Origin of the sequence: Paenibacillus thailandensis (genome assembly GCF_042685365.1) — a bacterium.
GTDB lineage: Bacteria > Bacillota > Bacilli > Paenibacillales > Paenibacillaceae > Paenibacillus_AP > Paenibacillus_AP thailandensis.
Genome location: NZ_JBHUMY010000011.1, coordinates 1 through 26476, shown reverse-complemented (window position 1 = coordinate 26476; position 26476 = coordinate 1). Strand labels below are relative to the sequence as shown.

The 26476-nt window shown below is 54.9% G+C and carries 23 protein-coding genes and 1 pseudogene; 23 read left to right on the top strand and 1 reads right to left on the bottom strand.

Annotation, left to right across the window (positions count from 1 at the left end):
• Positions 1-223: 223 nt before the first annotated feature.
• The 16 genes from ACFSW5_RS10640 (at position 224) to ACFSW5_RS10565 (ending at position 18857) form a co-directional block, all read left to right on the top strand.
• Positions 224-1462 carry an ABC transporter substrate-binding protein gene (locus ACFSW5_RS10640; RefSeq protein WP_379272496.1) on the top strand — a complete coding sequence of 413 codons (1239 nt, stop codon included), beginning with the start codon at positions 224-226 and terminating at the stop codon, positions 1460-1462.
• An 18-nt stretch (positions 1463-1480) separates the two neighbouring features.
• Entirely contained in the window at positions 1481-2398 is a 918-nt protein-coding gene (locus ACFSW5_RS10635; RefSeq protein WP_379272493.1) for a carbohydrate ABC transporter permease, read from the top strand.
• The gene (locus ACFSW5_RS10630) at positions 2398-3228 is read left to right on the top strand and encodes a carbohydrate ABC transporter permease (RefSeq protein WP_379272490.1); all 831 of its coding nucleotides are present in this window, start codon (positions 2398-2400) and stop codon (positions 3226-3228) included. The genes ACFSW5_RS10635 and ACFSW5_RS10630 overlap by 1 nt, the downstream gene beginning before the upstream one ends.
• Positions 3229-3262: 34 nt before the next feature.
• On the top strand, positions 3263-5587 hold the full coding sequence (gene yicI, locus ACFSW5_RS10625) for an alpha-xylosidase (RefSeq protein ID WP_379272484.1): 2325 nt from the start codon (positions 3263-3265) through the stop codon (positions 5585-5587).
• 183 nt (positions 5588-5770) lie between these two features.
• Positions 5771-6835 (top strand): S-layer homology domain-containing protein, encoded by a 1065-nt coding sequence (locus tag ACFSW5_RS10620; RefSeq protein WP_379272481.1) that lies wholly within the window; start codon positions 5771-5773, stop codon positions 6833-6835.
• 308 nt (positions 6836-7143) lie between these two features.
• Complete coding sequence (locus tag ACFSW5_RS10615; RefSeq protein ID WP_379272478.1) at positions 7144-8808, top strand: helix-turn-helix domain-containing protein; 1665 nt, start codon at positions 7144-7146, stop codon at positions 8806-8808.
• A gap of 106 nt (positions 8809-8914) precedes the next feature.
• Positions 8915-9928: an ABC transporter substrate-binding protein gene (locus ACFSW5_RS10610; protein ID WP_379272476.1), complete on the top strand. Its 1014-nt coding sequence runs from the start codon at positions 8915-8917 to the stop codon at positions 9926-9928.
• Positions 9929-9956: 28 nt separating this feature from the next.
• Positions 9957-10964: a FecCD family ABC transporter permease gene (locus ACFSW5_RS10605; RefSeq protein ID WP_379272473.1), complete on the top strand. Its 1008-nt coding sequence runs from the start codon at positions 9957-9959 to the stop codon at positions 10962-10964.
• A gap of 28 nt (positions 10965-10992) precedes the next feature.
• Complete coding sequence (locus ACFSW5_RS10600) at positions 10993-11979, top strand: FecCD family ABC transporter permease (RefSeq protein WP_379272866.1); 987 nt, start codon at positions 10993-10995, stop codon at positions 11977-11979.
• 28 nt (positions 11980-12007) lie between these two features.
• A complete protein-coding gene (locus ACFSW5_RS10595) occupies positions 12008-12910 on the top strand; it encodes an alpha/beta hydrolase (RefSeq protein ID WP_379272470.1) in 903 nt (300 codons plus the stop codon).
• Complete coding sequence (locus ACFSW5_RS10590; RefSeq protein ID WP_379272468.1) at positions 12907-13716, top strand: alpha/beta hydrolase; 810 nt, start codon at positions 12907-12909, stop codon at positions 13714-13716. Before ACFSW5_RS10595 ends, ACFSW5_RS10590 begins: the two co-directional genes overlap by 4 nt.
• Positions 13717-13870: 154 nt before the next feature.
• Complete coding sequence (locus ACFSW5_RS10585) at positions 13871-15025, top strand: serine hydrolase domain-containing protein (RefSeq protein WP_379272466.1); 1155 nt, start codon at positions 13871-13873, stop codon at positions 15023-15025.
• Between the two features lie 27 nt (positions 15026-15052).
• On the top strand, positions 15053-16237 hold the full coding sequence (locus ACFSW5_RS10580; protein WP_379272464.1) for a serine hydrolase domain-containing protein: 1185 nt from the start codon (positions 15053-15055) through the stop codon (positions 16235-16237).
• Positions 16234-17043, top strand: a complete 810-nt coding sequence (locus ACFSW5_RS10575; protein ID WP_379272461.1) for an ABC transporter permease — start codon at positions 16234-16236, stop codon at positions 17041-17043. Before ACFSW5_RS10580 ends, ACFSW5_RS10575 begins: the two co-directional genes overlap by 4 nt.
• A complete protein-coding gene (locus ACFSW5_RS10570) occupies positions 17040-17822 on the top strand; it encodes an ABC transporter permease (RefSeq protein WP_379272458.1) in 783 nt (260 codons plus the stop codon). Before ACFSW5_RS10575 ends, ACFSW5_RS10570 begins: the two co-directional genes overlap by 4 nt.
• Positions 17823-17855: 33 nt before the next feature.
• Positions 17856-18857: an ABC transporter ATP-binding protein gene (locus tag ACFSW5_RS10565; RefSeq protein WP_379272456.1), complete on the top strand. Its 1002-nt coding sequence runs from the start codon at positions 17856-17858 to the stop codon at positions 18855-18857.
• Between the two features lie 109 nt (positions 18858-18966).
• Here the strand turns inward: ACFSW5_RS10565 and ACFSW5_RS10560 are convergent, their stop codons facing one another.
• Positions 18967-20031 carry a permease gene (locus tag ACFSW5_RS10560; RefSeq protein ID WP_379272453.1) on the bottom strand — a complete coding sequence of 355 codons (1065 nt, stop codon included), beginning with the start codon at positions 20029-20031 and terminating at the stop codon, positions 18967-18969.
• A 334-nt stretch (positions 20032-20365) separates the two neighbouring features.
• Here ACFSW5_RS10560 and selD point away from each other — a divergent pair, with 334 nt between their 5' ends.
• From selD to ACFSW5_RS10525, 7 genes and pseudogenes are all read left to right on the top strand, one after another.
• Positions 20366-21415, top strand: coding sequence for a selenide, water dikinase SelD (gene selD, locus ACFSW5_RS10555; RefSeq protein WP_379272451.1), 1050 nt, complete (start codon positions 20366-20368; stop codon positions 21413-21415).
• Between the two features lie 49 nt (positions 21416-21464).
• A complete protein-coding gene (mnmH, locus tag ACFSW5_RS10550) occupies positions 21465-22505 on the top strand; it encodes a tRNA 2-selenouridine(34) synthase MnmH (RefSeq protein WP_379272448.1) in 1041 nt (346 codons plus the stop codon).
• Between the two features lie 180 nt (positions 22506-22685).
• Positions 22686-23519: a 5-dehydro-4-deoxy-D-glucuronate isomerase gene (gene kduI / locus ACFSW5_RS10545; RefSeq protein ID WP_379272437.1), complete on the top strand. Its 834-nt coding sequence runs from the start codon at positions 22686-22688 to the stop codon at positions 23517-23519.
• A 9-nt stretch (positions 23520-23528) separates the two neighbouring features.
• On the top strand, positions 23529-24284 hold the full coding sequence (locus ACFSW5_RS10540; protein ID WP_379272434.1) for a DeoR/GlpR family DNA-binding transcription regulator: 756 nt from the start codon (positions 23529-23531) through the stop codon (positions 24282-24284).
• Between the two features lie 23 nt (positions 24285-24307).
• Positions 24308-25063, top strand: coding sequence for a 2-dehydro-3-deoxy-D-gluconate 5-dehydrogenase KduD (kduD, locus tag ACFSW5_RS10535; RefSeq protein WP_379272431.1), 756 nt, complete (start codon positions 24308-24310; stop codon positions 25061-25063).
• 277 nt (positions 25064-25340) lie between these two features.
• Positions 25341-25806, top strand: a pseudogene (locus ACFSW5_RS10530) (CBO0543 family protein).
• Positions 25803-26264, top strand: a complete 462-nt coding sequence (locus ACFSW5_RS10525) for a CBO0543 family protein (RefSeq protein ID WP_379272428.1) — start codon at positions 25803-25805, stop codon at positions 26262-26264. Before ACFSW5_RS10530 ends, ACFSW5_RS10525 begins: the two are co-directional and overlap by 4 nt.
• The last annotated feature ends 212 nt before the right edge of the window (positions 26265-26476 follow it).

Genomic DNA, 26476 nt, shown 5'->3' with positions numbered 1-26476 from the left:
GGCAATGTATGCGAAAACGGGCTTTGACCGCCAAACAAGGCGGCAGCCGTTTACGTCCGCCAAAAATGATGTACGTACATCATTTTTATGATTGTTGATATCAAGACATCAAAATATCGCCTTCATAGGGGAATCATAAGCTTAGGCGACACCTTTTAGGCGTTAAGTATAGATCCTTCGAAGCATCAAGCGATAACGGATTTATTAAAGGGGGAAGATCAGGATGTCAATCAAAATGAAGACGCTATCGGCGCTTTTGGCTTTAATCGTTCTGTTGACGGCATGCTCTTCGGGCTCCGGGCCGTCCGGGGCGGGGAAAAAAACGACGATCACCTGGTGGGACACCATGACGACGGATGCCAGCGTAGAAGCCATTAATAAAATCATTTCGGAATATGAAACGGCTCATCCCGACGTGACCATCAAACGGACGTACGTTTCCTATTCCGACATTAAAACGAAGCTGCTGCTCGGCTCGATCGGCAATAATGGGCCCGATATCGTCTGGATCGACAGCGCCGATCATCAGACGTTTGCCGCGGCTGGCGTTCTCGCCGATTTGACGGAAAAAATCGAGAAGTGGGGGCAGGCGAAAAATTACATCGAAGGACCTTGGTCCTCTACGGTTTACAACGGCCGGAACTACGGCGTGCCGGTAGGAAGCAATAACCTGGCTCTTTATTATAACGCCGATCTTCTCAAATCGGCCGGTTTGAATCCGCCGTCAACGTGGAAGGAGCTTGAGGAAGCGGTCGAAAAGCTGACGAAGGATGACGTCTTCGGCTTTGCTGTAAGCGCTGTTAAGACCGAAGAAGGAACGTTCCAATTTCTCCCGTTCATGCTGCAGGCCGGTTCGGACATTCCCGATTTCGATTCTCCGGGGACATTGAAAGCGCTTGAGATGCTCACCGCTATGGTGAACAAAGGTTATATGTCCAAAGACGTTATAACGCAGAAGCAGTCCGATACGGCAACCCAATTCGCGGCGGGCAAAGTGGCCATGATGGTGAACGGCACCTGGCAAATCCCTTTCCTGCAAAAAAACGCAAAGGTGAGCTGGGACGTCGTGCCTCTGCCTTCCGACAAGCAGTCCGCTACCGTTCTAGGAGGAGAAAACTGGGCGATCTCGGAAGCTTCCCGGCATCAAGACATCGCCTTCGACGTAATTCAATTCGCCAATGAGCCGGAACGGCTTAAGCAGCTGCTCCAAACGAACGGCCGCCTGCCGAGCCGCGGCGATCTGCTTCAGGATCCGTTCTGGCAGAAAGACAAGCAAATGAAAGTGTTTGCCGACAGTATGCTCGTGTCGAAAGCGAGAGCGTACGGCCCGAATTACGCTAGCATTTCCGAAGCGGTTCAGACGATGCTTCAGGAAGCGTTTACGGGAGCCAAAACGCCGGAAGCCGCCGTGAAAAACGCCGGCGCCGTCATCCAATCTTTGCTGGATCGTCAGCAAGAATAGCGGAAAGGAGAATCCGAGATGTCGCATCATGGAATAAGTTCGGCGAAGCGAGCTTCCGCACTGTCTTCTTCGTGGAAAAACTATTTGTTTGTTCTGCCGATATTGCTGTTTATGCTTGTATTCGTTTTGTTTCCGATCATTTACAACATTACGCTTAGCCTCCAGGACGTAAACGTATACAACTTTAAGAAAGCGCATCATTTTGCCGGATTGGAAAACTATATCGAAACGTTTAAAGATCCGGTGTTTTATACCGCTTTTAGGAATTCGGCCGTCTTCACGGTATTAAGCCTTCTGTTTCAATTCGGGATCGGTTTCGCTTTGGCTTTGTTTTTCAACCGCAAGTTTCCCGGACGGAACTTAATGCGCTCGCTGATGCTGCTGGCCTGGATGCTGCCGGCGGTCATTACCGCCTCCGTCTTTCAATGGATGCTGAACGGCGATTACGGCGTTCTCAATTTCATCCTTCATGGACTCGGCATCATCGATCAGCCGCATAGCTGGCTCAGCGACAACAGAACGTCGCTTTTGTCGACGGTCGTCGCCAATATTTGGATCGGCATTCCGTTTAATATGATCATTTTGTTGACCGGTCTTCAAGGCATGCCCGAGCAGCTTTACGAGGCGGCGAAGCTGGACGGAGCGAACCGGCTGAAGCAATTCCGCCATATTACGATGCCGCTTATGAGGCCGACGATTTTGATTTTGATCATGCTGGGCATCATCAACACGTTCAAAGTGTTTGACGTTATTTTCATCATGACGGCGGGCGGTCCCGTCAACTCGTCCAACGTATTGCCGATTTACGCTTACCAGCTGTCGTTTACGAAATTCCAGTTCAGCCAGGGAGCCTCGGTATCGATGATCATGTTCATAATCCTGATTCTGATCGCGATCGTCTACCTGCGCATGACAAGCAAGGAGGAAGCTCAATAATGGAAAATGCCCGCAACAAATACTTCATGACTGTTATTGCAGCTTTAATCACGATCGTCTTTTTGTTCCCGGTGTATTGGATGGTCAAAACGTCGCTTACGCCGATTACCGACCTGTTCCAGACGCCGCCGCGTTTCGGGCTGACGAACTCGACGTTTGCGGCTTATGTGGACAACTTTATAAAAAATCACGACATGCTCCATTACATCGGAAACAGCTTTATCGTTGCGCTCGGCACGATGGTTTTGTCGCTGTTGTTTGCGGTTCCGGGAGCGTACGCCCTTGCCAGGCTCAACATCAAAGGCAAATCGCTGCTGCTGATTTTGCTCCTGGCGATTCAGATGCTGCCGGGCATCACGATGGCGATGCCGCTGTTCATTATGTTTTCCAAGGTGCATCTGGTGGACAATTATCTCGGGCTCATCCTTGCGGATATGATTCACGCATTGCCGTTTGCGGTGCTTATTCTGAGACCGTCCTTTCTGGCGCTGCCGAAAGGGCTTGAGGAAGCCGCCGCCATCGACGGCTGCAACCGGTTTACCGCATTTACGAGAATTATATTGCCGCTTGTCGTGCCGGGCATGATGACGGTTGCGGTTTTCTGCTTCCTGTTCGGCTGGGGTGACTTTATGTTCGCCTTGACGCTTACGACGGACAACGCCGTTAGACCTTTGACGCTCGGGTTGTACCGCTTTATCGGGCAATACGGCACCGAATGGAACAATCTGATGGCTGTCGCAACGATCGCGGCGATGCCGATCATCATTATATTTGTTGCATTGCAGCGGTATGTGGTAGGCGGCATTGTCGCCGGATCGATGAAAGATTAAACAATAGACTAGTATGCGAGGGAGAGAACGACTGATGAAATTTACAGACGGTTACTGGCACGTAAGATCCGGATTGAATGTACTGTACCCGGTGGAAATCCGCGATATCCGAACGACGGACGATTCCGTCACCGTATTCGCCTCCACCAAAAAAATCGAGCATAAAGGCCACACGCTCAATACGACGCTGCTGACGGTACGTTACAGCTCGCCGATGAAAAACGTCATTTGCGTGGAATATATTCATAACGATATGGACGAAGTTTGGCCGAAGTTCCCTATTTACCGGGATGAAAACGCGAAAGTCGAAGTGTCCCGGGATAACGGCAAAGTCAGTCTTGCAAGCGGCAAGCTGAGCGTCCATATCGATCCGGAAGCAGGCTGGAAAGTCGATTATGTTTACTGCGGCCGCCGCCTGACGGGAACGGGCTACAAAGGCCCGGCCTATATCAAAAACACGCAAGACCCCGCGGTTTATATGCGCGAGCAGCTCGACCTCGGCATCGGCGAATATATTTACGGCTTGGGCGAAAGGTTCACGCCTTTCGTCAAAAACGGGCAAGTCGTCGACATGTGGAACGAAGACGGGGGCACTTGCAGCGAGCAGGCTTACAAGAACGTACCGTTCTACATCTCGAATTACGGTTACGGCGTGTTCGTGGACCATCCGGAGCGCGTATCGTACGAGGTTGCTTCGGAGCACGTATCCAAGGTTCAATTCAGCGTTGCGGGCGAAAGCTTGAAATATTATATCGTCGGCGGCGAATCGATGAAGGAAGTGCTTGAAAACTATACGGCGCTTACCGGCAGGCCGGCGCTTCCTCCGGCTTGGTCGTTCGGCTTGTGGCTGACGACGTCCTTTACGACGGATTACGATGAAGCGACGGTCAATACGTTCGTCGACGGCATGCTGGAGAGGGATATTCCGCTGCATGTGTTCCACTTCGACTGCTTCTGGATGAAGGAGTTTCAATGGTGCGACTTCAAATGGGACGAGGACGTCTTCCCTGATCCGAAAGCAATGCTGAAGCGGCTGAAAGACAAAGGGCTGAGCATTTGCGTCTGGATCAACCCGTACATCGGGCAAAAGTCGTATCTGTTCGCCGAAGGAAAGAAAAACGGCTATCTGGTGAAAAACCCGGACGGAACGGTATGGCAATGGGACCGCTGGCAATCCGGAATGGGACTTGTCGACTTTACGAACCCCGTGGCCGTCCGCTGGTTCAAGGACAAGCTGATCGAACTCGTCGAAATGGGCGTGGACAGCTTTAAAACCGACTTCGGTGAGCGCATCCCGACGAACGTCGTATATTACGACGGCTCCGACCCGGTGAAAATGCATAACTATTATACGTACCTATACAATAAAACGGTGTTCGAAGCGCTGGAGGAAAGCCGCGGCAAAAACGAAGCGATGCTGTTCGCGCGCTCGGCAACCGCAGGGAGCCAGCAGTTCCCGGTCCACTGGGGCGGCGACTGCTCCGCAACGTATGCGTCGATGGCCGAAACTCTCCGCGGCGGTCTGTCGCTCGGCTTGAGCGGCTTCGGCTTCTGGAGCCATGACATTAGCGGGTTCGAAAGGACGGCCACTCCGGATTTGTACAAACGGTGGACCGCATTCGGCCTCTTGTCCTCGCACAGCCGCCTGCACGGCAACGAGTCGTACCGCGTACCGTGGCTGTTCGACGAAGAAGCGGTCGATGTGCTGCGCCATTACACGAAGTTGAAGTGCACGCTAATGCCGTACTTGTTCTCCGCGTCGGTCGACGCGACGAAGAAGGGACTTCCTCTGATGAGAGCGATGGTGCTGGAGTTCACGGAAGACCCGAACTGCGCAACGCTGGATCTTCAATATATGCTGGGCGGGTCCATGCTTGTCGCTCCGATCTTCAACGAAGAAGGGATTGCTCGCTATTACTTGCCGGAAGGGAGCTGGACCCACTTTCTGACGGGCGAAAAGGTGCAAGGAGGCAAATGGTACGGCGGCCAATACGATTATTTCAGCTTGCCGCTGTTCGTTCGCGAGAACAGTGTCGTGGCTGTCGGACAGAACGACCGCCGTCCGGACTACGATTACGCGGACAACGTCGAGCTGCAGTTATTTGAGCTGCGGGATCAGGCCGTTGTGAGAACAACCGTTTGCAACACGAACGGCAATGACGAGCTTCATGTCACTGCGGAAAGAAAAGGCGATGTGATCGAAGTTGCGGCCGAAGGCGAAGGAAAGCCTTGGAAGCTGGTGCTCCGCGGCATTCATCGTATCGAGTCGGCGGAGGGAGCTCAATGGTCGGACAGCGAGAAAGGCATCGTGCTTGTTCCCGACTTCCCGCAAGGGAAATTTACCGTCGCATTGAAATAACGTTCGAGAAGCGGAACCGGATCTGCAAGGATCCGGTTCTTTCGTTTCGGAAATTAGTCTTCTTAAGGGAATAATTCGTGCCCTCAAACCATCTTCTTTTACAAAAAAAATCAATAGAAAGCCCTTTTCAGTTATGCTATGATCGAGCTTGGAAATTAGCCGACAGGAGAGGAAAACCGCAGAATGAAAACAATTTTGTTAAAAGGAGCTTTATCGCTCGCCCTATTGCTTTCCGTTTTTTATCCGATTCAAGCGCAATCCGTAGAGGCGGCGGAATCCCAGACGTTGGATATGTATTTTCCGGCCGATATCGAAGAGCATTGGGCTTATGACGAGATGGACAATTTCGTTAACGCCGACTTGCTGAAAGGATACGTTGACGCGGAAGGTACGGTTACGCTGAAACCGAACAATTCGATCACCCGCGCCGAATTTGTGGCTATTCTGGTACGAGCCCTCAATCTGCAAACCGAACAAAGCGGCAAAACGTTTGCCGACGTCGAGCAAGGAAAATGGTACTCCGAACCGATTCGCGTCGCCAGCTCGCTTGGCATCGTAAACGGCGTCAGCGATACGAAATTCGGCGTGAACCAAATGATTACGCGCGGCGAGATCGCGACGATCGTCGTTCGGGCATTTGAAGCGTCCGTCTCATTCGAAGGCGAAACGAAAGCTTTCACGGACGTTCCGGACTATTACGCGAAGCCTTTCATCGAAAAAGCGAGTCAGGCCGGCATCGTGCGGGGAGCAACCGCCGATTCGTTCAAGCCGTTTGCCCGCGCAACGCGCGCGGAAGCGGTCGTCATGCTGCAGCGGGCGCTCGATTTGGAGCGCAGCGATCTGCCCGAGGACGGCGTATTGACCGAAATCGTGAAAAACGCGGAACAGCAAGAGCTTGAAGCGATGGCGGACAAAAATTACGATGGAATGACCGAACTTTACAAGCGGTATTTCACCGGATACCAGCTTGCTTCCAATCTGTTCGCCATTGAAGAGATCAAAGGAATCGAAGAGTCCGGATTTAGTTTCGATATTCAGAAATCGAGCGATGCAGCCTATGAAGTCGCGGATAAAACGAATCGATTTGCGGTCGTGTTATCCAGCGGCGGAAGCTACACGGTCACGATGAACGACGGCACGGAGCAAACGGTTGAAACGGAATCGTCCGACGGGACTTATTTGCTCAAGAAAACGTCGGAAAGCGAATGGAAAATTTACGCGTTTTATCCGGATGAAGAACTGGAATAGGCTAGATGCGATACGGTACGCCGGCTTTTGTCCTTGTTGGGGCGAAGGCCGGCGTTTTTTAAGATCTTTGTCCCCCTTTTTCTGCGAAAAATCGATTCGAAACCTCTGTTATATTTATCAAGATTTCCAAAGATTGCCGCAAATCATCAACTTCCAATCCGTGGTTGGCATCCTTAACTCTACGTACATCTGTATTTGGCAACTCGTCCAATCGGTCCATCAAGTCACATCAGTCGTGAGACAGAGCCCGTTTTTTTTGTTATACTTTATGATAATGATAACCATTATCATAAAAAGGAAGAGGAATTATGGATCAAATATCCGACATGCGGTTCGAGGACCGTTCTATTTCCATACCTACCGACGAAATGGCCGCCAAGCTGTGGGGCGTTGATGTCATAACCGCCGGAGACACGCAATTATTTGGCCGGCAGCTTACGAATTCTTATGCGATCGTGGCGCTGCTAAGCGGCGGCGGCACGCTGGAGCGGGACGGACGGACATGCCGGCTGCGCCCCGATACCGTGTATCCTTGCATGCCGGAGACGACTTTCGGCATCACGCCCGAAGAAGGCGATTCCGCGATTGCGGTCGTTCGGTTCGGCTTGTATCGGACCGATTCGCGCTTCGCGGGAGAGACTTATGCGGCAGAAGCCGGCGCGGTAACGGCTCTTTTTTTGAACAGGGATACGGCCATAGAGCCGCATGGACGGGTGGCGGATCTGTGCCGGGCGATGCGCGACGGAATGGGAAGCGGCGACGCGCTGCTGCGATGGAAAGCGCAGATCGGGCTTTACGAGCTGTTGTACGAGACGATGGCCGCTTCCGGGCGGCAGCGAACGGCCGGCACCGGCGAAGCTTTGGAACGGGCGAGACGTTATATGGAGGAGCATTGCGGGGAACCGCTCAACATCGAAAGGCTTGCGGGCATTGCGGAGCTAAGCCCCAAATACTTCGTCGATTTGTTCAAAAAAACGTACGGCCGCAGCGCATTGGATTTTTTGACGCATATCCGGATGGCAAAAGCGAAGCGGCTGATGCTCCGGTCCGATCGGAGGCTCAAGGATATTGCGCATGAGGTCGGCTATGAGGACGAGTTTTATTTCAGCCGCAAGTTCAAGAAGGAAAGCGGCTTGTCGCCGACGGCTTTCCGGAAACGGCGGGAGCGGAAAATCGCGCTCTACGGCAGCAGCTCCCTTCTCGGCTATATGCTGCCGCTGCACATAATCCCCCATGCCGCGCCTCTCCATCCGAAATGGTCGGAAGATTATTACAATCTGCTGGGCGCGGATATTCCTTTTCATCTGGACGGTTACCGGCAAAACTACCGAAAAAGCGAAAATTTGGACCGCTTGGCGGAATCCCGGCCGCATCTGATCGTGACCGCGCCCGGTCTGGAGATTTGGGAAAAGGAGCGTTTGGACGCGATTGCAGAACATATCGAGATGCCGGAGGAGCCGGCCGGTTGGCGGCAAGGGCTTCTTCTGCTCGCCGAGCGGCTCGGCGAGACGGCGGAGGCGGAGCGTTGGATCGGCGAATACGAGCGCCGGACGGCCGAGCTGAAGGCAAGGGCGGAGTCTTCCCTGCAGCGGGAGCCGGTGCTGTTCGTGAGAGTGCTGAAAGGCCGGTTATATGCGTATTGCAACCAGGGCATCGAAGATGTCGTTTACGGCGATCTTGCCGTAATCCGGCCCGAAGGGTTGCCGGCCCGGGGAACGTTCAACGAGCCGTTGTCGCTCGAGAAGCTGGAGAGGCTCGGAACGGGACGGGTGCTGGTGCTGGTCTGTCAGGAATCCGAAACGCTGGATGCGTGGAAAAGGCTAAGCGCATCGCCGGAATGGCTGTCGCTCTCGGCCGTCCGCAACCGGAAGCTGCAGCTGATCGGCTCCAATCCGTGGCGCGAGCATTCGCCCGTCGCTGCGGAAAAAATCCGGGACGAAGCGATCGCGCTGCTGGCCGGAAATTGTCCATGAGCGTTCAGGAAATTATCCATGGCGCAGGAGGCGCTCCCCGACTACAATCACTAATGAGAATCGTTATCATTAATTGTGCGATAGGATGAAGGGAGTCTTATACAAAATGAAAGCTTTGTTGAAATTTTTTGTATTTGCCGCGCTTGCCGTCTTGCTTGCCGCATGCGGATCGAACGGGGGAGTGAGCTCCGTATCCGGATCGGCGGAGAACGCAAGCGCAAGTCCGGAAGCAAGCCCCGTTGCCAGTCCTGCCGAAAGTCAAACGCCGGAGGCGGCCGGCACGAAGACGATTACCTACTTGGACCAGGAATACGAAGTTCCGGCGAGCACGGAGCGGATCGTCATCGCGGGCGCAATCGAAGCGATGGAGGACGCGATCGTTCTGGACGTTCATCCGGCAGGCGCGATATCGGTCGGAGGCGTATTCCCGGACATGTTCGCCTCCATTACCGATCAGGCGAAGCCGATCGGCGAGAAAATGGAGCCGGACTTCGAAGCGATATTGGCGCTGAAGCCCGATGTTATTCTCGGGTCGTCGAAATTTAAGCCCGAAGTGACCGAACAGCTTCAAAAAATCGCCACGGTGATCCCGTACTCGCATATCGCGACGAACTGGGAGGCGAATTTGAGACTGCTTGCCGAGCTTAGCGGCAAGACGGAGGAGGCGGAGCAGGAGATCGCGCAGTACAAGGCGGACCTGGAATCGGCCAAAGCGAAGCTGGGGGAGGAATTGAAGGATAAAAGGATCGTGGCGGTCCGCGTACGCCAAGGAGACGTTTATGTATACCCGGTCGGCGTGTTCTTCAACCCGGTATTGTACGGCGATCTCGGCCTCGCTCCTCCGGCTGAAGTTGCGGCGGCGAAGGCGCAGGAGGCGATCTCGATCGAGAAGCTTGCGGAAATGAACCCGGACGTCATGTTCATCCAGTTCTCGCCGGACGAGAATACGGAAGCGCCCAAAGCGCTCGAGGAGCTGCAAAGCAATCCGATTCTGAGCGGCACGAACGCGTTCAAAAACGGCCAGGCCTACGTCAATGTCGTGGACCCGCTCGCCCAAGGCGGAACGGCCTACAGCAAAATCGAGTTTCTGAAAGCTTTTGTGGAGAAGCTTGGCGAATAGCATTCATTCGGTAAGGTGTGTTGCTTTTATGCGTGTTAACTTTTCGGCGGCCGCGGCGATCTTCGCTGCGGCGCCAGCGGCTGCGGCGCTGCTTATCGTCTTGTCCGTCCTGTTCGGCGCGAAAAACATCGCCCCGGCGACGATCTGGGAGGCGCTCGTTCAATTCGACGCCGGCAACGTCGATCATCAGATCATCCGTTCCTCGCGTTTGCCGAGGGTCGTCGGCGCCATGCTGATCGGCGCCTTCCTGGCCGCGTCGGGAGCGATCATGCAGGGGATGACGAGGAACGCCCTCGCATCCCCTTCCCTTATGGGCGTATCGGACGGTTCGGTATTTGCCGTGACGATGACGATGATCTTCTGGCCCGATTCGGGGTCCGTAGGTTTAATTGCGTTGTCCATGGTCGGCTCGGCCGTCGGAGCCGGTCTCGTGTTCGGCGTCGCGAGGCTTATCCCGCAAGGAATGTCGCCGGTAAAGTTGACGATATTGGGCACCGTCATCGGGACGTTCCTGAGCGGCGTATCCGCAGCGGCGGCCGCCTACTTCCAAATCTCGCAAAACATCGGCTTATGGTATAACGCCAGATTGCATCAAATGGACCCGGAGCTTATTAAGCTCAGTCTCCCGTTCGCGGCCGTCGGTCTCGGTCTCGGCCTATGTTTGTCCAAATCCGTTACCGTGCTGTCGCTCGGAGACGAGCTGTCGGCCGGTCTTGGCCAGCGGACCGTCCTGGTGAAAGGTCTATCGATGCTGGCCGTCGTCATTCTGACGGGCGTATCGGTCGCGCTCGCGGGCAAAATCGCCTTCGTCGGCCTGATCGTCCCGCATATCGCGAGGCTTCTCGCCGGGGTCGACTACCGGCGGATCATACCGGCGTCCGCGGTGCTCGGCGCCTTGTTTCTCGCGCTATGCGACCTGATCGCCCGTTTCGTCAACGCGCCGTTCGAGACGCCGGTCGGCGTCGTAACCGCTTTGTTCGGCGTGCCGTTTTTTCTTTATTTGATCCGGGCCAAAGGAGGCGGCAAGCTTGGTTAGAGGGAGTCTCGCCCGTACTTGGACCGTGATGCTTTCCTGTATCGCGATTATTTTGGCGGCGGTTTATGTAAGCCTGACGAACGGTACATTCGATATGTCCGTTGCGGAGGTCGTCAAGACGCTGCTGCGCATCGAGCCGGACCCGGACCACGATCTGGTCGTATTCGAATTCCGGCTTCCGCGCATCGTCCTTGGAGCGGCGGTCGGTTATGCGCTTGGCATCGCCGGAGCCGTCATTCAAGGCGTTACCCGGAACGGGCTGGCCGATCCGGGCATTTTGGGCATTAACGCCGGAGCGGGGACGGCGGTCGTGCTGTTTATGTTTTTGTTCCAAGGGTCGCTCCATACGACGGGGTGGGCGGCGGTGATGACGATGCCGATGTTCGGACTTGCCGGAGGGCTAGCGGCATTGGCCGCGATCTACCGCTTCGCGCGGAAAGACGGCCGGCTGGACCCGCAGAGGTTCGTTCTGGTCGGCATCGCCGTCACCTCCGGTTTCGGCGCCGTTACGCTGTTCGTTTCGCTTAAAATGTCGCCGCAGGATTACGAGTCGGCCGCCGTATGGCTGGCCGGCAGCATATACGGCGCGGACTGGAAGCTGGTCGCGGCGACGCTTCCCTGGATGCTCGTACTGCCGCCCGTCATCTGGCGGAGCGCGAAGGCGCTTGACGTGTTCCAGCTTGGGGAAGATAGCGCAACGGGGCGTGGGGCGCAGGTCGAAAAGGAAAAAAAGCTGCTCCTCCTTTGCAGCGCCGGCCTGGTTGCGGCAAGCGTGGCCGTCAGCGGCAGCGTAGCCTTCGTCGGCCTGATCGCTCCGCATATGGCCCGCCGGCTGGTCGGCCTGTCGCATCGGAGCATCATTCCGGCCAGCGGCCTGATCGGCATCGCGATGGTCGTCATCGGCGACTGGATCGGACGTACGGCGTTTGCGCCGGCTCAGCTCGCCGTCGGCATCGTCATTTCGATTATCGGCGTTCCTTATTTCGTTTACTTGCTAATGCGTTCCCGCACTTGACTGAAGGAAATGGCAGGAGGATAGCTATATGAAATCGATACGCACCGAGCGGCGAAACGGCACGAACCGTTGCCATGCGGTTACGATACAAGACCGTGCGCTGCTTGTTTATTTGCCGCCTTCGTATTCGAGCGGGGACCGGCATTATCCCGTCGCTTACGTTCAGGATGGCGGCGGGTTGATCGACGACTGCGCCAATTATTTGGAGCTGTTGTTCCGGGAGGGGAAGCTGCCGGAGCTTATTCTGGTCGGCGTCGCGACGCAGAACCGGAACGACGAATATACGCCGTGGCCGGCCCCTGCTTTGCTGGCCGGGCGTCCGGATTTTGGCGGAGCCGCCCGCTCGTACTTGAACGAATTGGCGGATACGGTGAAGCCTTACATCGATCAGCATTACCGAACGCAGCCCGCCAGCGGGCATACCGGCGTGATCGGAGCCTCTTTAGGCGGAATGGTCTCGATGCTCGCCGGTTATTGGCGGCCGGACGTATTCGGACGAATCGGCATGCTGTCGGCTTCGTTGTGGTACGAAGGCGTTATGGATTTTATAAGGGAGCAAGCGCCGCCGACGGAAGGGATGCGCATCTATATGTCCGTGGGCGGCAGCGAAGGCGTTTATAAAACAAACGTTCAGCGGAACATGGTAAGCTTTAGCCGCGAGACGCATCGCCTATGGCTTGAAAAAGGCTTTCCGCCGCATCGATTGCGCTTTGACGTGGAGGAAGGCGGGACGCACGATCCGCTGTTTATGGCAAGAAGATTCCCCGAAGCGCTTCGTTTCTTGTTTGGCGGGAGCGGAGCTTCCGGCGAGGGAGCGCTTCGTCCGGCGCGCCGGGAAGACGGCTTGCGGGAAGGTCGGCGGGCGAGCCGTCCGCAAGCCGCCAATCGTCAGGCTATCGGGGTTCCGGGGGGCAGGTATCGGGAGGATTGAACGGGCTCGGCTATCGGTTGCCGAAGACGGAAACCTTTGAGCTGCAAGCTTCCCGATCGGGCAAAAACTATCGGATTTTCGTATCGGTTCCGGCAAAGCCGGCCCCGGCGGACGGTTATCCGATTCTGTACGCGCTCGACGGGAACGCCTGCTTCGCATCGCTCGCCGAGGCGATGCGGCTGCAGTCGAGGCATCCGCTTGGCCTCGAGCCGGGCCTTATCGTCGGCATCGGCTACGACACCGGCGAGCCGTTCGAGACGAATCGGCGCTTCTACGATTTTACGACCCCGGCTTCTCCTTCCGGCACAAGGCCGGACGGCTCCCCGTGGCCGGAGACGGGCGGGGCGGAGGCGTTTCTTTCGTTTATCGAGAATGAATTGAAACCCGAGATCGAACGCCGGTACCCGGTTGACCGGGAAAGGCAAGCTCTGTTCGGCCATTCGCTTGGCGGTTTTTTCGTTTTGCATACGCTGCTCGAGCAGCCGGATGCGTTCCGCTTCTACATTGCCGGCAGCCCGTCGGTATGGTGGGACGAGAGCGTGCTGCTGAAGCGTCTGCCGGAATGGCGGAAGCATGCGCATGAAGGCAAGCCCGATAATCGGATCCAGCTTATGATCGGGGTCGGGGCGGAGGAGAAGCAGAACATGGTCGAAGGGGCCAAGCAGGCTTACGGCCTTCTGGCGCCGCTCGAAAGCTGCGGCATGCGCGTTGCGTTCGAGCTTTTTGACGGGGAAGGGCATGTATCGGTCATTCATCCATTGATCAGCCGGATGCTTCGTTTCGTTTTTCAGCCTGCAGACCGTTAATAGATGATTGCGGGCATGGCTAGAGCGAGGCTGTCTCCGATGAGGCAGCCTCTTTTGCATGCAAAGAAAAGATAGACACCGAACCGTCAGTCCCTTAAAATAAAAAATGGATTAAAATTCCATGTTTCTCCATTCAAGGAAGGGTGATTGGGACGTGCAAAATACGGTATCGGTTCATGCAAGTCGGACGGATGCGAGCCCGGAGGAAATCGGCTTTGACCCGCGAAGCTTGGACAGGCTGGACGATCATTACACCGAGTTGATCGGCAAAGGTACGATTCAAGCGGCAGGTTATATTTTATCGCGGAAAGGAAAGGTATTTGCCCACCGGACGATGGGGAAGCTCCGGCCGGGAGAAAGCGGCGCGGACTTGCAGCCGGATTCCATCCGTAAAGTTTACTCCATTACGAAAGCGGTTACAACGGTCGCGATTCATCAGCTCATCGACCGCGGCCAGCTGTTTCTCGCGCAGAAGGTAAGCAGCATTATACCCGAATTCGACAACGACAAGCATCGTGCCATCACCGTATTCCATTTGTTGACCCATACGTCGGGGCTTCGGGGGGACCCGGGCTTTTATACCGAGCCTTACAGCCTTCCCTGGTTTGAATGGGCGGTCAGCGAACTGAAGAAAAAAGGGAACGACATCGGCTGGATTAAAGCCATCCTGGCGGGACCGCTTCAAAACATGCCCGGTAAAGAATGGATTTATAATACGAGCGGCTATGCTCTGCTGGGGCATATTATTGCAAAAGTGTCCGGCAAGCCGTACGAGCAATACGTTGCGGACGAAATATTGACGCCGCTCGGAATGGATAGAACCTTTTTCGCCGTACCGGAAGCTTTCCGGGATAATGTATGCTGCACGAACGATTGGGAGGCTGAACAAGCCGGCAAGTCGCTAGGGGAACCGGGGGACGCTCCCCCTAAAGCCGGCAACGGGCTGTATTCCACGCTCGAAGATTTATGGAAGTTCGGGCAAATGATGCTCGGGGGAGGAGAGTTAAACGGCGTGCGTATTATTTCCCGGCGAGCGGTAGAGCTCCAAACCTCGAATCACTTGAACGGAGTAGCCTTTAACGGCTGGGGGAGTAAAGCGGACGATTATAAATTCGGGCTCGGCTGGTCGCTTGAGCATTACGATCTTTGCAGCAGAGGAACGTATTCCCATGAAGGCTTCGGACATTGCGGTCTGTTTGTCGACCCGGCCGAAGAGCTCGTATTTGCGTTTTTCGTACCAAGCCCTAAAGGATATACGAACGAGTCCGTCGTTACGCCGCGGGCTATCGTATGGTCCGGATTGCTTTAACAATAAGCGCATTGTGGGGGATAGCCTATGACCATATCAAGTGTAACGAATCGTAGACAGCCGCTGGAAGCCGGGTTCGATCCGGAGTCGCAGCGCCGGCTGGAGAGCCATTTTCAGAAGCTGATTGAAGAAGGCAAGCTGCAGTGCGCCTCCTACTTGCTGGCGAAGGACGGTTCGGTATTCGCGGAAGGGGCGTTTGGCCCTCTCCGATACGATAGTCCGGACGCAATGCTTCAAACGGATTCGATCCGCAGAGTCGCCTCCGTGACAAAGCTGTTTACGGCGGTCGCGATCTTCCAGTTGATCGAGCGCGGGAAGCTCTTTTTGCGCCAATCGGTTGCCGAGTGGATCGAGGAATTTAAAAATCCGATGTACGAACGCGTGCAAATTTGGCATTTGTTGACGCATACTTCGGGCTTACGGGCCGATCCGTTTTATTATTTGGAGCCTTATCCGATGGGCTGGTGGGATGTTCTGTTCGCTTTCGAGCCGGAGACGGAAGGGCCGTTTGCGGTAACCGATCCCGAGGAAGCGGATCGCCAGCGCCGCAGCGCGTGGATTCGGGCAGTCTTGTCCGGCAAGCCGCTGTCCGCTCCCGGCGAACAATGGAACTATTCGTCGGCCGGCTACGCCGTTCTGGGGGAAATTGTAACGCGCGCCAGCGGAATTCCTTATGAACAATATATTATCGAACAGATCGCCCGTCCGCTTGGGATGAACCGCACCTTCTTCGACGTTCCGGCGGAGCTACAGAACGAATTGTGCATCATTAACGATTATGAAAAATCCCGCCTCGCGAACAATGACCGTACGTACGTTCCTCCGCGCGCAGGGGGCGGGCTCTACTCGACGCTATACGATCTGTTCCGCTTCGGCCAAATGCTGCTGAACGGCGGGACGCTTGAGGGCGTGCGCATTGTATCGCGCAAATCGGTGGAGAAGATGACAAGCAATGCGCTTGGCGGCGGAATAAAAGGATTTTGCTGGGGAGGCAAAATCGAAAGCTTCACATACGGCCTCGGCGCTTCGTTAACGGGTCCGGGCGAATGGATGCCCGAGGGCTGTTTCGGACATGAAGGGGCAGGACGGTGCAAGCTGCTTATCGATCCGCAGCGGCAAGCGGTCATCGTTTTTTTTGTTCCTTCGAATACGGATTGGTGCCCCGAGTCGATTACCGGCACGCAGAACATTATCGGCTCGGGCTGGCTATGAGAAGGCTGGCGGCTGTCATACGGGCGATCGGCTTCGCGACTTATAAGGAGTGGGCAGCCTTCCGGTCTCATATGGCAGCGTCGCTGCTCGTCGGTCCCGTTTTGTTCCTGGTTCAGGTTTATATTTGGCATGCGATGTTCGAAGGGCGCGATACGCTGAACGGCCTGACCTATTCGCAGATGCTGGCTTATTACGGCGTGGCGACGTTAATTCATTACATCTCTTTCGATTTTGCCGATTGGAATTTGCAAATGCTGGTCCGCAGCGGGAAATTCGTTACTTTCGCGCTGCGGCCGCTGCCGCATTGGCTGTTTGCGCTGGCGCAAAAAATCGGTCATCGTTCCTTGGCGCTATGGATCGAAGTGCTGCCGGTGATGGCGCTGTTTATTTTTGTTTTTGGCGTCAATATGAAGCCGGCGGCTCCCGGCTGGGCGATTGTATCCATCCTGCTCAGCTTTCTGATGAACTTCCTGGTCAATTACTGCGTCGGGCTTACCGCTTTCTGGCTTGTAAGGGCGGAGGGCGTACGCCGGGTGTTTCTGCTTCTGAAAGATGTAAGCGCAGGCGTCTTCATTCCGCTCTCCTTTTTTCCCGACGCGCTTCAGAAGCTGCTGTTTTTCCTTCCGTTTCAGTTCATCACTTACCTCCCGACGCGGGTCTATATCGGAGACTATGAGCTTGCCGGGATTCATCTGTCGCTCGGACAGGCCGTAGCATTGCAAACGGCCGCGGTAGGCGTTGCGGCTGCGGCGACGACCGCTCTGTACGGGGCGGCGATGAGAAGGTTTACGGGGGTAGGCGTATGAGGGGAGTCATTTATTGCTTTGGCGCCGTTATGCGCACGAAGCTGGCGGAGCAGATGGCCTACCGGAGCCATTTTGTCTTAAGCGTGCTGCTTCTTATTGCCGGGGACCTCGTCGTCCCGCTTGTAACGCTTCTAGTTTACAACTCGGGAGCATCCTTTCCGGGCTGGACGATGCACGAAGCGCTGCTCATCCAAGGCATATTCGCGCTGGCCAAAGGAGTGGCGTTCCCGTTTTTCTTCGGGATGGTCGGAACGACGCTTGGCCAGGTCAGAGAGGGGACATTCGATCTGCTGCTGCTGCGTCCGCGCCCCGTCATGCTGATGGCGATGCTTACCGGCTTCGACCCCGACGACTTCGGCAGACTATTAAGCGGTGCCGTGCTGTTCGGGTTTGCCCTAAGCGGCTTATCCGCTCCTTCGGGGGAAGAATGGATTCGATTCACGCTGCTATTCGCCGCTTCCATCGCCATTCTATGCGCCGTATCGCTGTTTCTGTCGGGGATGCTGTTTCGCTGGGTCGGCAGCAGCCGCGTATTCGATATATTCGACGCGTTGACAAGCTTTGGGATGTATCCCGGGACGATCTACGCGAAATCGCTGCAAAACCTGTTTACTTACGTGCTGCCGATCGGTTTGATCGCTTACGTGCCGGCTTCGGCCTTGCTGGGCCGAAGCGGCTGGGGAACGCTATGGGCGCTTGCGTCGGCTGCCGTTTTTTTAACGCTGGGAGCCGTTTATTGGAACCGGATGCTGAAAGGCTATACGAGCGCAGGCGGATAATCGTCAGGCGTCGAGGGGAGAAGAAGAACTGGAATGATCGAGGTTCGCAATTTGACAAAAACGTATATGACCTATGAGCGGGGACATACGCTGCGCGAAGTGGTCAAAAATCTCATTCGCCGTCCGATGAAGGAAATACGGGCGGTTAACGATTTATCGTTTACGGTGCCGCAGGGGGAGATGCTCGCTTTTCTCGGACCGAACGGCGCAGGTAAATCGACGACGCTGAAGATGCTGACCGGCGTCCTTCACCCTACCGCGGGGGAAATAAAGGCGCTGGGGCTTGTTCCGTGGAAGCAAAGGCGGGAATACGTAGGCCGAATCGGTGCCGTATTCGGGCAAAAGTCGCAGCTGCTCTGGGACATTCCCCCGGTCGACGCCTTTTATATGAACAAAGCGATTTACGGGGTGCCCGAAAGGGAATACCGGAAGACACTGGACGAGCTGACCGGTTTGCTTGAAGTCGGCGATATCATACGCAAGCCGACCCGGCAGCTGTCGCTGGGGGAACGGATGAAATGCGAATTTATTATGGCGATGCTGCATCGGCCCGAGCTTGTTTTTCTCGATGAGCCGACAATCGGACTCGATATGATCGCCAAAGAAAATATCCGCAGCTTTATACGCAGCATGAACCGGGAAGGCGTAACGTTTATTTTAACGACTCACGATCTGGAAGATGTGGAATTGCTGGCGGAGCGGGTAATCGTTATCAATCGCGGAGAGATCGTCGTCGACGATTCTCTAGTCGGTTTAAGAAGCCGGCTCGGACATAAAAAGTCGGTTCGCCTGACGACGGAAACGGCGGTTCCGGATATCCAGAAGCCCGGATTGAAAATTGCAGAACGAATCGGGACGCTCGAAATCGAGGTTGAAATCGATACCGCCGTTTTGCCGCTGAAGCGGTTCATCCGGGATTTTAACGAAGCGTACGGCATTGCGGACATGGCTATCGACTCTATAGCGATCGAATCGATTATGAAAGAGCTGTACAAGGAAGACGCCGATCTCGAAACGGCTGCGGCGCACAATTAACTTTTATCCCGGCACATTCCAAGTATGATGTCTTAACAAAAAAGGCAGCGCGGATCGTTGACGATTCCGCGCTGCCTTACTTTCAAAAGACAATATCGTTCCCCTGCGATTATAGCCATACCGCGCCGATTGCGCCGCTCAACAATCCGAAGCCGAAGACGGACAGAACGACGATGACGAGCGCTTTTTTCGGGAACGACCGCGATACGAGCAGTACCGACGGCAGACTGACGGCAGGGAGCGTCACCAGCAATGCGGCTGCGGCGCCGCCTCCCAGCCCCATGGACATAAACGTTTGAATGATCGGAATTTCCGCGGCTGTCGGAATAACGAACAGCGTGCCTACGAGCGCGAATAGAATGACGGCCACAACGCCAGACTCCAGCCATACGGGGAACATATAGCTCTCGAGCGCGCTAAGAATCAATACGGACAGAATATAAACCGGAACGACCTGCAGTGCCATCACACCAAGGCTCTTCAGCCAGCGAAGAACGAGGGGCCCCTTTGCGCCGGCATCCTTTTGATTCGAAGGCAGCGGCATTTCGGGAACGCTGTCGCTCTTCGTCAAGCGGTCGGCGATATAGCTGACTCCAAAAGTAAGCAGAACGCCGAGCACAAGGCGGATTGCGGTAAACTGCCAAGGCAGCACGAACGCCATGAACACAAGCGTGGCCGGATTGAGCAGCGGATTCCCGAGCCAGAAGGCGAGGCTCGCTCCGACGGAAGCGTTCCGCTTGCGCATTCCTTCCGCGACGGGAGCCGCGCAGCAGGAGCACATCATGCCGGGCAAAGCTGCGACGCCGCCTATGACGGTGCTCTTCAGCCCTTGTCTCCCCAGCAGCCGGTACAGCCAATCCGCCGGGATCAGCACTTGGATCAAGGAACCGAGCAGCATGCCGAGAACGGCCGCTTTCCATACCGATTTGAAATAGGTGACGGCATATTGTACAGCCGCGTCCCAAGAAGACAGAGTGCCGGCCCCTTCTTGGCCGGACAGGATCGAAGAACCGATGGAGTGCGTATCGGCGGCGGTCAACGCTTTATCGTAATAAGGCGCCCACTTCACATACAGAAGTCCTCCGGCCGCAACAAGGAAGAAAAGCACCACCAGAGCAATCGCCGTTCGCGAATTGCGTTTATTCGAGACGGTAGTCAATGCGGTGGGTGACATCGTAAACCCCCTCCAGATCTATAAATGATTGTTATCTGCAACAAAATGATATTATAACATAAGCGGAAGCGACTTCGTAGTCCGAGTCTTAAGGAAGAACCGTATTGCGGTGAAAAATAAGCCCGTTTAGAAGGCGCAGATTTATAAATTGATATTTTTTTAACAGTTTGCGTCCGTTTGCGTCATTTCGGGTTTTTCATGTACGATATGAAGGCGGATGTTTTTCACATCTTAGTTTATATTTCTCGCCGAAACGGTATGTCCTTACGACTTGGACAAAAAACCGCTTCAGCTTGGCCTTCTACAATTCTATTCCGAAAGGTCGTGCAAATATATGAGTACGGAAAATGCAATAAAACTGACTTCCTTGTCCAGCAAAGGCGGCTGCGGCTGCAAGATCGGCCCGGCGGATCTGAGCCAGGTCATCCGGCTGCTGCCTCCCGCGGAACCCAATCCGGATCTGCTTGTCGGTCTGGACACGAGCGACGACGCCGGCGTGTACCGGCTAAGCGACGAGCTTGCGCTGGTGCAAACCGTCGATTTCTTTACGCCGATCGTGGACGATCCTTATTCGTTCGGCCAGATTGCCGCGGCAAACGCGATCAGCGATATATACGCGATGGGCGGCAAGCCGCTGACGGCGCTCAATATCGTCGCTTTTCCGATTGCGACGCTGGATAAAGCGATTCTCGCCGAAATTATGCGCGGCGCAGCCGACAAAGTGAAGGAAGCCGGCGCTACGCTTGTAGGCGGCCACTCGATCGACGACAAGGAGCCGAAATTCGGGATGGCCGTCACCGGCCTAATCCATCCGGACAAGGTGCGCACGAATGCCGGCGCGCGTCCCGGGGACAAGCTGATCTTAACCAAGCCGATCGGCGTCGGCATCATGACGACCTCGATCAAGCATAACCGGTTGACGGAGGAAGAGACGGCCCGGGTCACGCAAGTGATGGCGACGCTGAATAGAAGAGCCGCCGAAATTATGAGCGGTTACGACGTTCACGCCTGCACGGACGTGACCGGCTTCGGCTTGCTTGGCCATGCGCTGGAAATGGCGAAAGGAAGCGGAGCGGTCATTACGATCGTCAAGGAGGACGTTCCGGTGCTGCCGCGGGTCAGGGAGCTTGCGGAGCAAGGCTCGGTGCCGGGAGGGACCAAAAACAATTACAATCATGTCGAAAAAGACGTAGACTTCCCCGAGGACATGGATCAGATCGACCGGTGGATTCTATGCGACGCCGTTACGTCCGGCGGCCTTCTCATCTCGGTTGCCGGCGGCGAAGCGGAGCGGCTGCTCGGCGAATTGAAGGAAGCCGGCGTCGAAGCGAGCCTTGTCGGCGAAGTGACGGCCGAAGGACCGGGCCGCATTATCGTAAAATAAAACGTTCATTTCCACTTGAAGCGGATAGTCGTAAAAGGAGTTTTCAGGAATGTTTCAAGATATTGCGTTGGACGAATGGATGAAGCTTCGGGAGAACGGCGAGCTTACGACGATCGACGTTCGTTCTCCTTCCGAATTCAAGGAAGCGACAATACCGGGGAGCTTGAACATCCCCTTCTTCAATGACGAGGAACGCGCGGAGATCGGCACGATCTACAAGCAGGTCAGCGTCGAAGCCGCCAAGGAGCGCGGGCTTGAAATCGTATCGGGCAAGCTTCCTTCCTTCATTAAGCAGTTCGCCGGCCTCGCCGGGAAGAAGGCCGTGTTCTGCTGGCGCGGCGGCATGCGAAGCAGAACGACCGCGACGGTATTGTCGCTTATGGACATTCATGTGTACCGGATCACCGGGGGATATCGCGCTTATCGGCAGTGGGTTGTCGAGCAGCTGCAATCGATGGACTTCGCCCCCTCTGCCGTCGTGCTGCACGGGAATACCGGCACCGGGAAGACGGCCATTCTGAGAAGGCTGGAGGAGAAAGGGGCGCCGGTGCTCGACTTGGAGGCGATGGCCGGACACCGCGGTTCGATTTTCGGAGAAATCGGGCTGAACAGCCATAACCAGAAAATGTTCGACGCCTTGCTTATGGAGAAGCTGCTTGCTTACCGGCAAGCGCCGTACGTATTGCTTGAAGCGGAAAGCAGAAGAATCGGCAAGGCGGTCCTGCCGGATTTGATCATGAGGAAGAAAGAGACGGGGCTTCATATTCGAATAGAACTTCCGATAGAGGAGCGCGTGCGTCAAATCATCGGCGACTATAGGCCGTGGGAGCATCCGGATGCCTGCAAGAGCGCGTTCAAACGGATTAAGGACCGGATCCATACGCCGGTCGCCGCCGAGATCGAATCCTGTCTGAATCAGGATAAATACGAGCGGGCGGTGGAGCTGCTCTTGAGCTATTATTACGATCCGAAATATTCGCATGCGTCAAGCCAATATTGCGAGCAGCCGGCGCACGTGATCCGGGCCGATAGCGTCGATGAAGCTGCGGCGGCCGTCGAGTCGATATTGGCTCAAGCGAAATATAAATAAATCGCGATCCGCCGCTTTAAGCAAGCGGAGCTCGGTATAAAATGCTCTCGATCCGCCAGGGCGGCGGATCGGGGGCATTTTTCATGATGACGTCTTTTTATGTTCGAAAAAGTGTGTTATGATAAAAACGAACAAAAACAAACCATTTATAGGTGCGAAATCATAAGGAGGCTGTTACGAATGGAAGTCCGTCATACTACGAATCCGACCGATGTGAAGCAATATACGACCGAGCGTCTGCGCAAGGAGTTTCTTGTGGAAAACCTGTTCGAGCCGAACAAAATCAACATGGTTTATTCGCATTACGACCGGCTGATCATCGGCGGCGCGACTCCTGCAGGCGAAGCGCTGAAGCTGGAGGATCCCGAAACGCTGAAGACGGAATATTTCCTGGAGCGCCGTGAAATCGGTTTCTTGCATATCGGCGGCGGAGCCGCGGTCATTAGCGTCGACGGCGAAAGCTACGAGCTGACCAAGCTGGACGTGCTGTACGTCGGCAAAGGCAAGCGGGACGTGCAGATCGCAAGCAAGGACAATGCCAATCCGGCGAAGGTTTACCTCGTATCCGCGCTGGCTCATGCCGAATATCCGACTCGCAAAATGACCGCAGAGCAAGCGAATCCGACCCCTCTCGGCTCGATCGAAACGTCGAACGAGCGCGTCATCAACAAATACATTCATGAGGACGGCATTCAAAGCTGCCAGCTCATGCTTGGCGTCACGACGCTGAAGCCGGGCAGCATCTGGAACACGATGCCGACCCATGTCCACGACCGCCGGATGGAGGCTTATCTTTATTTCGATCTGAACGACGACGCCCGCGTATTCCATATGATGGGCGAGCCTACGGAAACGAGGCATCTCGTCATTGCGAACGAGCAAGCGGTCATCTCTCCGCCATGGTCGATCCACTCCGGCGCGGGAACGAGCAATTATGCGTTCTGCTGGGCGATGGCAGGCGAAAACTACAGCTTCTCCGATCAGGAATTTATCCCGATGAAGGATCTGAAATAGAGGATCGGCATGCTTGCAGCGGAACGCCATCGGTATATCGTGGAACAGCTGGAGCGCAAGGGCAGCGTCAAGGTGTCCGAGCTCAGCGAATTTTTTAAAGTTACGGAGAAGACGGTCCGCGAGGATCTCGAGAAGTTGGAGGAGAAAGGGCTGCTCCGCCGCATTCACGGCGGGGCGGTTGCGGAATCGGACGGGGAGGACAGCCTGCTGCCGATTCAAATTCCGAACGTCAAGCACCAGAAGGAGAAGGGCGCTATCGCCGACAAAGCGCTGGCGTCGATCGAGCCCGGCGATATTATCGCGCTGGATGCCGGAAGCACGACGCTTGAAGTGGCGAAACGGCTTCGCAATATGCCGCTGACGGTGCTTACGAACGATCTGCTCATTATCCGCGAGTTGACGCCGAAGGACCAAATCCGGCTTGTCGTTCCCGGCGGCTACCGGCAGAACAATCTGCTGATCGGCACCGACTCGCTTGACTGGATCCGGAAGCTGAACGTCCATAAGCTGTTCCTGTCCGCAACCGGGATTCATTTGGAATACGGCTTGACGATTTTTACGGAAGAATTGGCCGCTTTGAAGAGGCTTTACGTGGAAATCGCGAAGACGGTTTATTGCTTGGCCGACCACAGCAAATTCGACCGGGGCGCGCTCATCACGTTTGCCGAGCTGTCGGACGTTGATTTCATCATTACCGATTCGGCCATCGACGATGCGGTGGCGCTTAAATACGAGCAAGCGGGAGTACGCATGCTGCGGGCGTAACGAACAAGGGGGAGGAGTTATTCATGAACTATTTTGACTTGACGGGCAAAGTGGCCGTCGTGACGGGCGCCGGGCGCGGACTGGGCGAATCGATTGCGGTCGGCCTCGCCGAAGCGGGCGCCGATCTGGTGCTGGTGACGAACAGTACGCCCGCCGACAAGACGGCAAGCAAAGTGCGGGAGCTGGGACGCAAAGCGATAACGATTCAGACGGACGTATCGGACTTGGCCAAGCTGCCTGGCATTATCGACAGAACGGTCGAGGAATTCGGACGCATCGACATTCTCGTCAACAACGCGGGCATAATCCGCCGCACGCCGGCGGCCGAGCACAGCTACAAGGATTGGGAGGACGTTATCAACGTCAATCTGAACTCCGTGTTCGTCCTCAGCCAGGAAGCCGGCAAGCGCATGATCGCGCAAGGCTCGGGCAAAATTATCAACATCGCCTCCATGCTGTCGTTCCAGGGCGGCATTAACGTTCCGGGCTATACGGCAAGCAAGCACGCGGTGGCCGGACTGACGAAGGAGATGGGCAATGAGTGGGCGTCCAAAGGCGTTCAAGTGAACGCCATCGCTCCGGGTTACATGGCGACGGACAATACCGAAGCGCTGCGCGACGATCCGGTGCGGAGCGAGCAGATCTTGGCCCGCATTCCGGCAGGCCGCTGGGGAACCGGAGCCGATCTTGCCGGCGCGGCGATCTTCCTCGCCTCTTCCGCTTCCGACTATATGAGCGGCCACGTCCTCTGCGTGGACGGCGGCTGGATGAACCGTTAAAGCTTAGAAGCTTTGACGGCAAGCTTGCGTTTCGCGGTGAACAATAGACCAGGTTTTCAAATAAGGCCGTTTCCTATTCGATTAAATCGAAGGGAGACGGCCTTTGATTTATGTCCTGGCGCGAGATGCTGACGCTGCTGCCCTTACATGCACCTTCCGCTAAAGGCAGAATAAGTGTGTCCAAAGCGAATATGGAATGAAATGGTGGGTACCCTACTTTTATTGGACTTTAGGCGTATAAGAGGGTGGATGAAAGTGGAATTGGATCTTGATTGTGATGTGGCTGCTAGGCTTTGCCGGCTGTATTTGGCTTATTCCACGCGAACGTCGACGCGAAGGTTTTCTGGCGTTTGTGATGTTTCAGGCATTCATTTGGCTTTGTGATATGCCAGCATTTCAATATAACTTGTTAAGCGCCCCTGTACGGGAGTTTCCGAAAGCGACAGACCTTGCAATTACAATAAATTATTTTTTACCCCGTATTGTTTTCAATCTTTTATGTCCGTCGGCGAGCGAAGACGGGGCTTTGGTTCCGATTCGGTTACTTTTTCCTTTGGATCTCGTTGATTACGTTGTTCGATAACCTATTGGAGACATATTCGCATTTATTGGAGTATGGAAGATTAACGTGGTTTGGGATGTGGCTGTATATCGGGTTTCTCTTTTACGTCAGTCAAGTCTCCTGCGACTGGTTTTTTAAGGAAAGATCGTTGTTTCAAGCGGAGCGGCGGGGGATTCAATGACCTTAGAGCTGTGGATTCTTCTATCGGTATACGTTGTGGCAATAGGCGCGTTTTGTTTCATACCGAAAAATAAAATCCGGCTTGCGGTATTGGCGTTTTTGACGAAACACGTGATAACATTTTTAATCGGTTTAGTGGTCGTGGAATTTGGGCTGATCGAATATCCCGTCCGATTATTTCCGTCCGTCAATCGGACAAGCTTCACTTACGAGGCGTTTGCTTTGCCGGCGGTCTGCTCCTTTTTTATGATATGGTACCCGATTGATCGAAGCAAACTTTACCAATTGGGCTATTATGCCGCGTATTGTTCCGTGTTGACCGGCTTTGAACTTGTATTGGAAACCTATACCGACCTTATTGAATATATACACTGGGAGTGGTACGTTACCTGGATTTCGCTCTGCATTTCTTTTTATATAACGCGCAGGTTGTGCGTTTGGTTTTTCTCAAAGGCGTGATTGGAAAATTAATGTTTGCTAGATTCGATAAAAAGCGCAGGGGAAAGAACCGTTCCAAACGTCAATAATAATGACGGGGAGCAGTTCTTTCTTTTTTACATTAACGGATGTGTCGCCGGCGAAATTTGAACTATAATGTGGAAGTATGTAGGGCTTGCTGAATAATCAAAAAATCCTTATCTCACAAGGGTTTAGAGACACTTTTGTCGAAT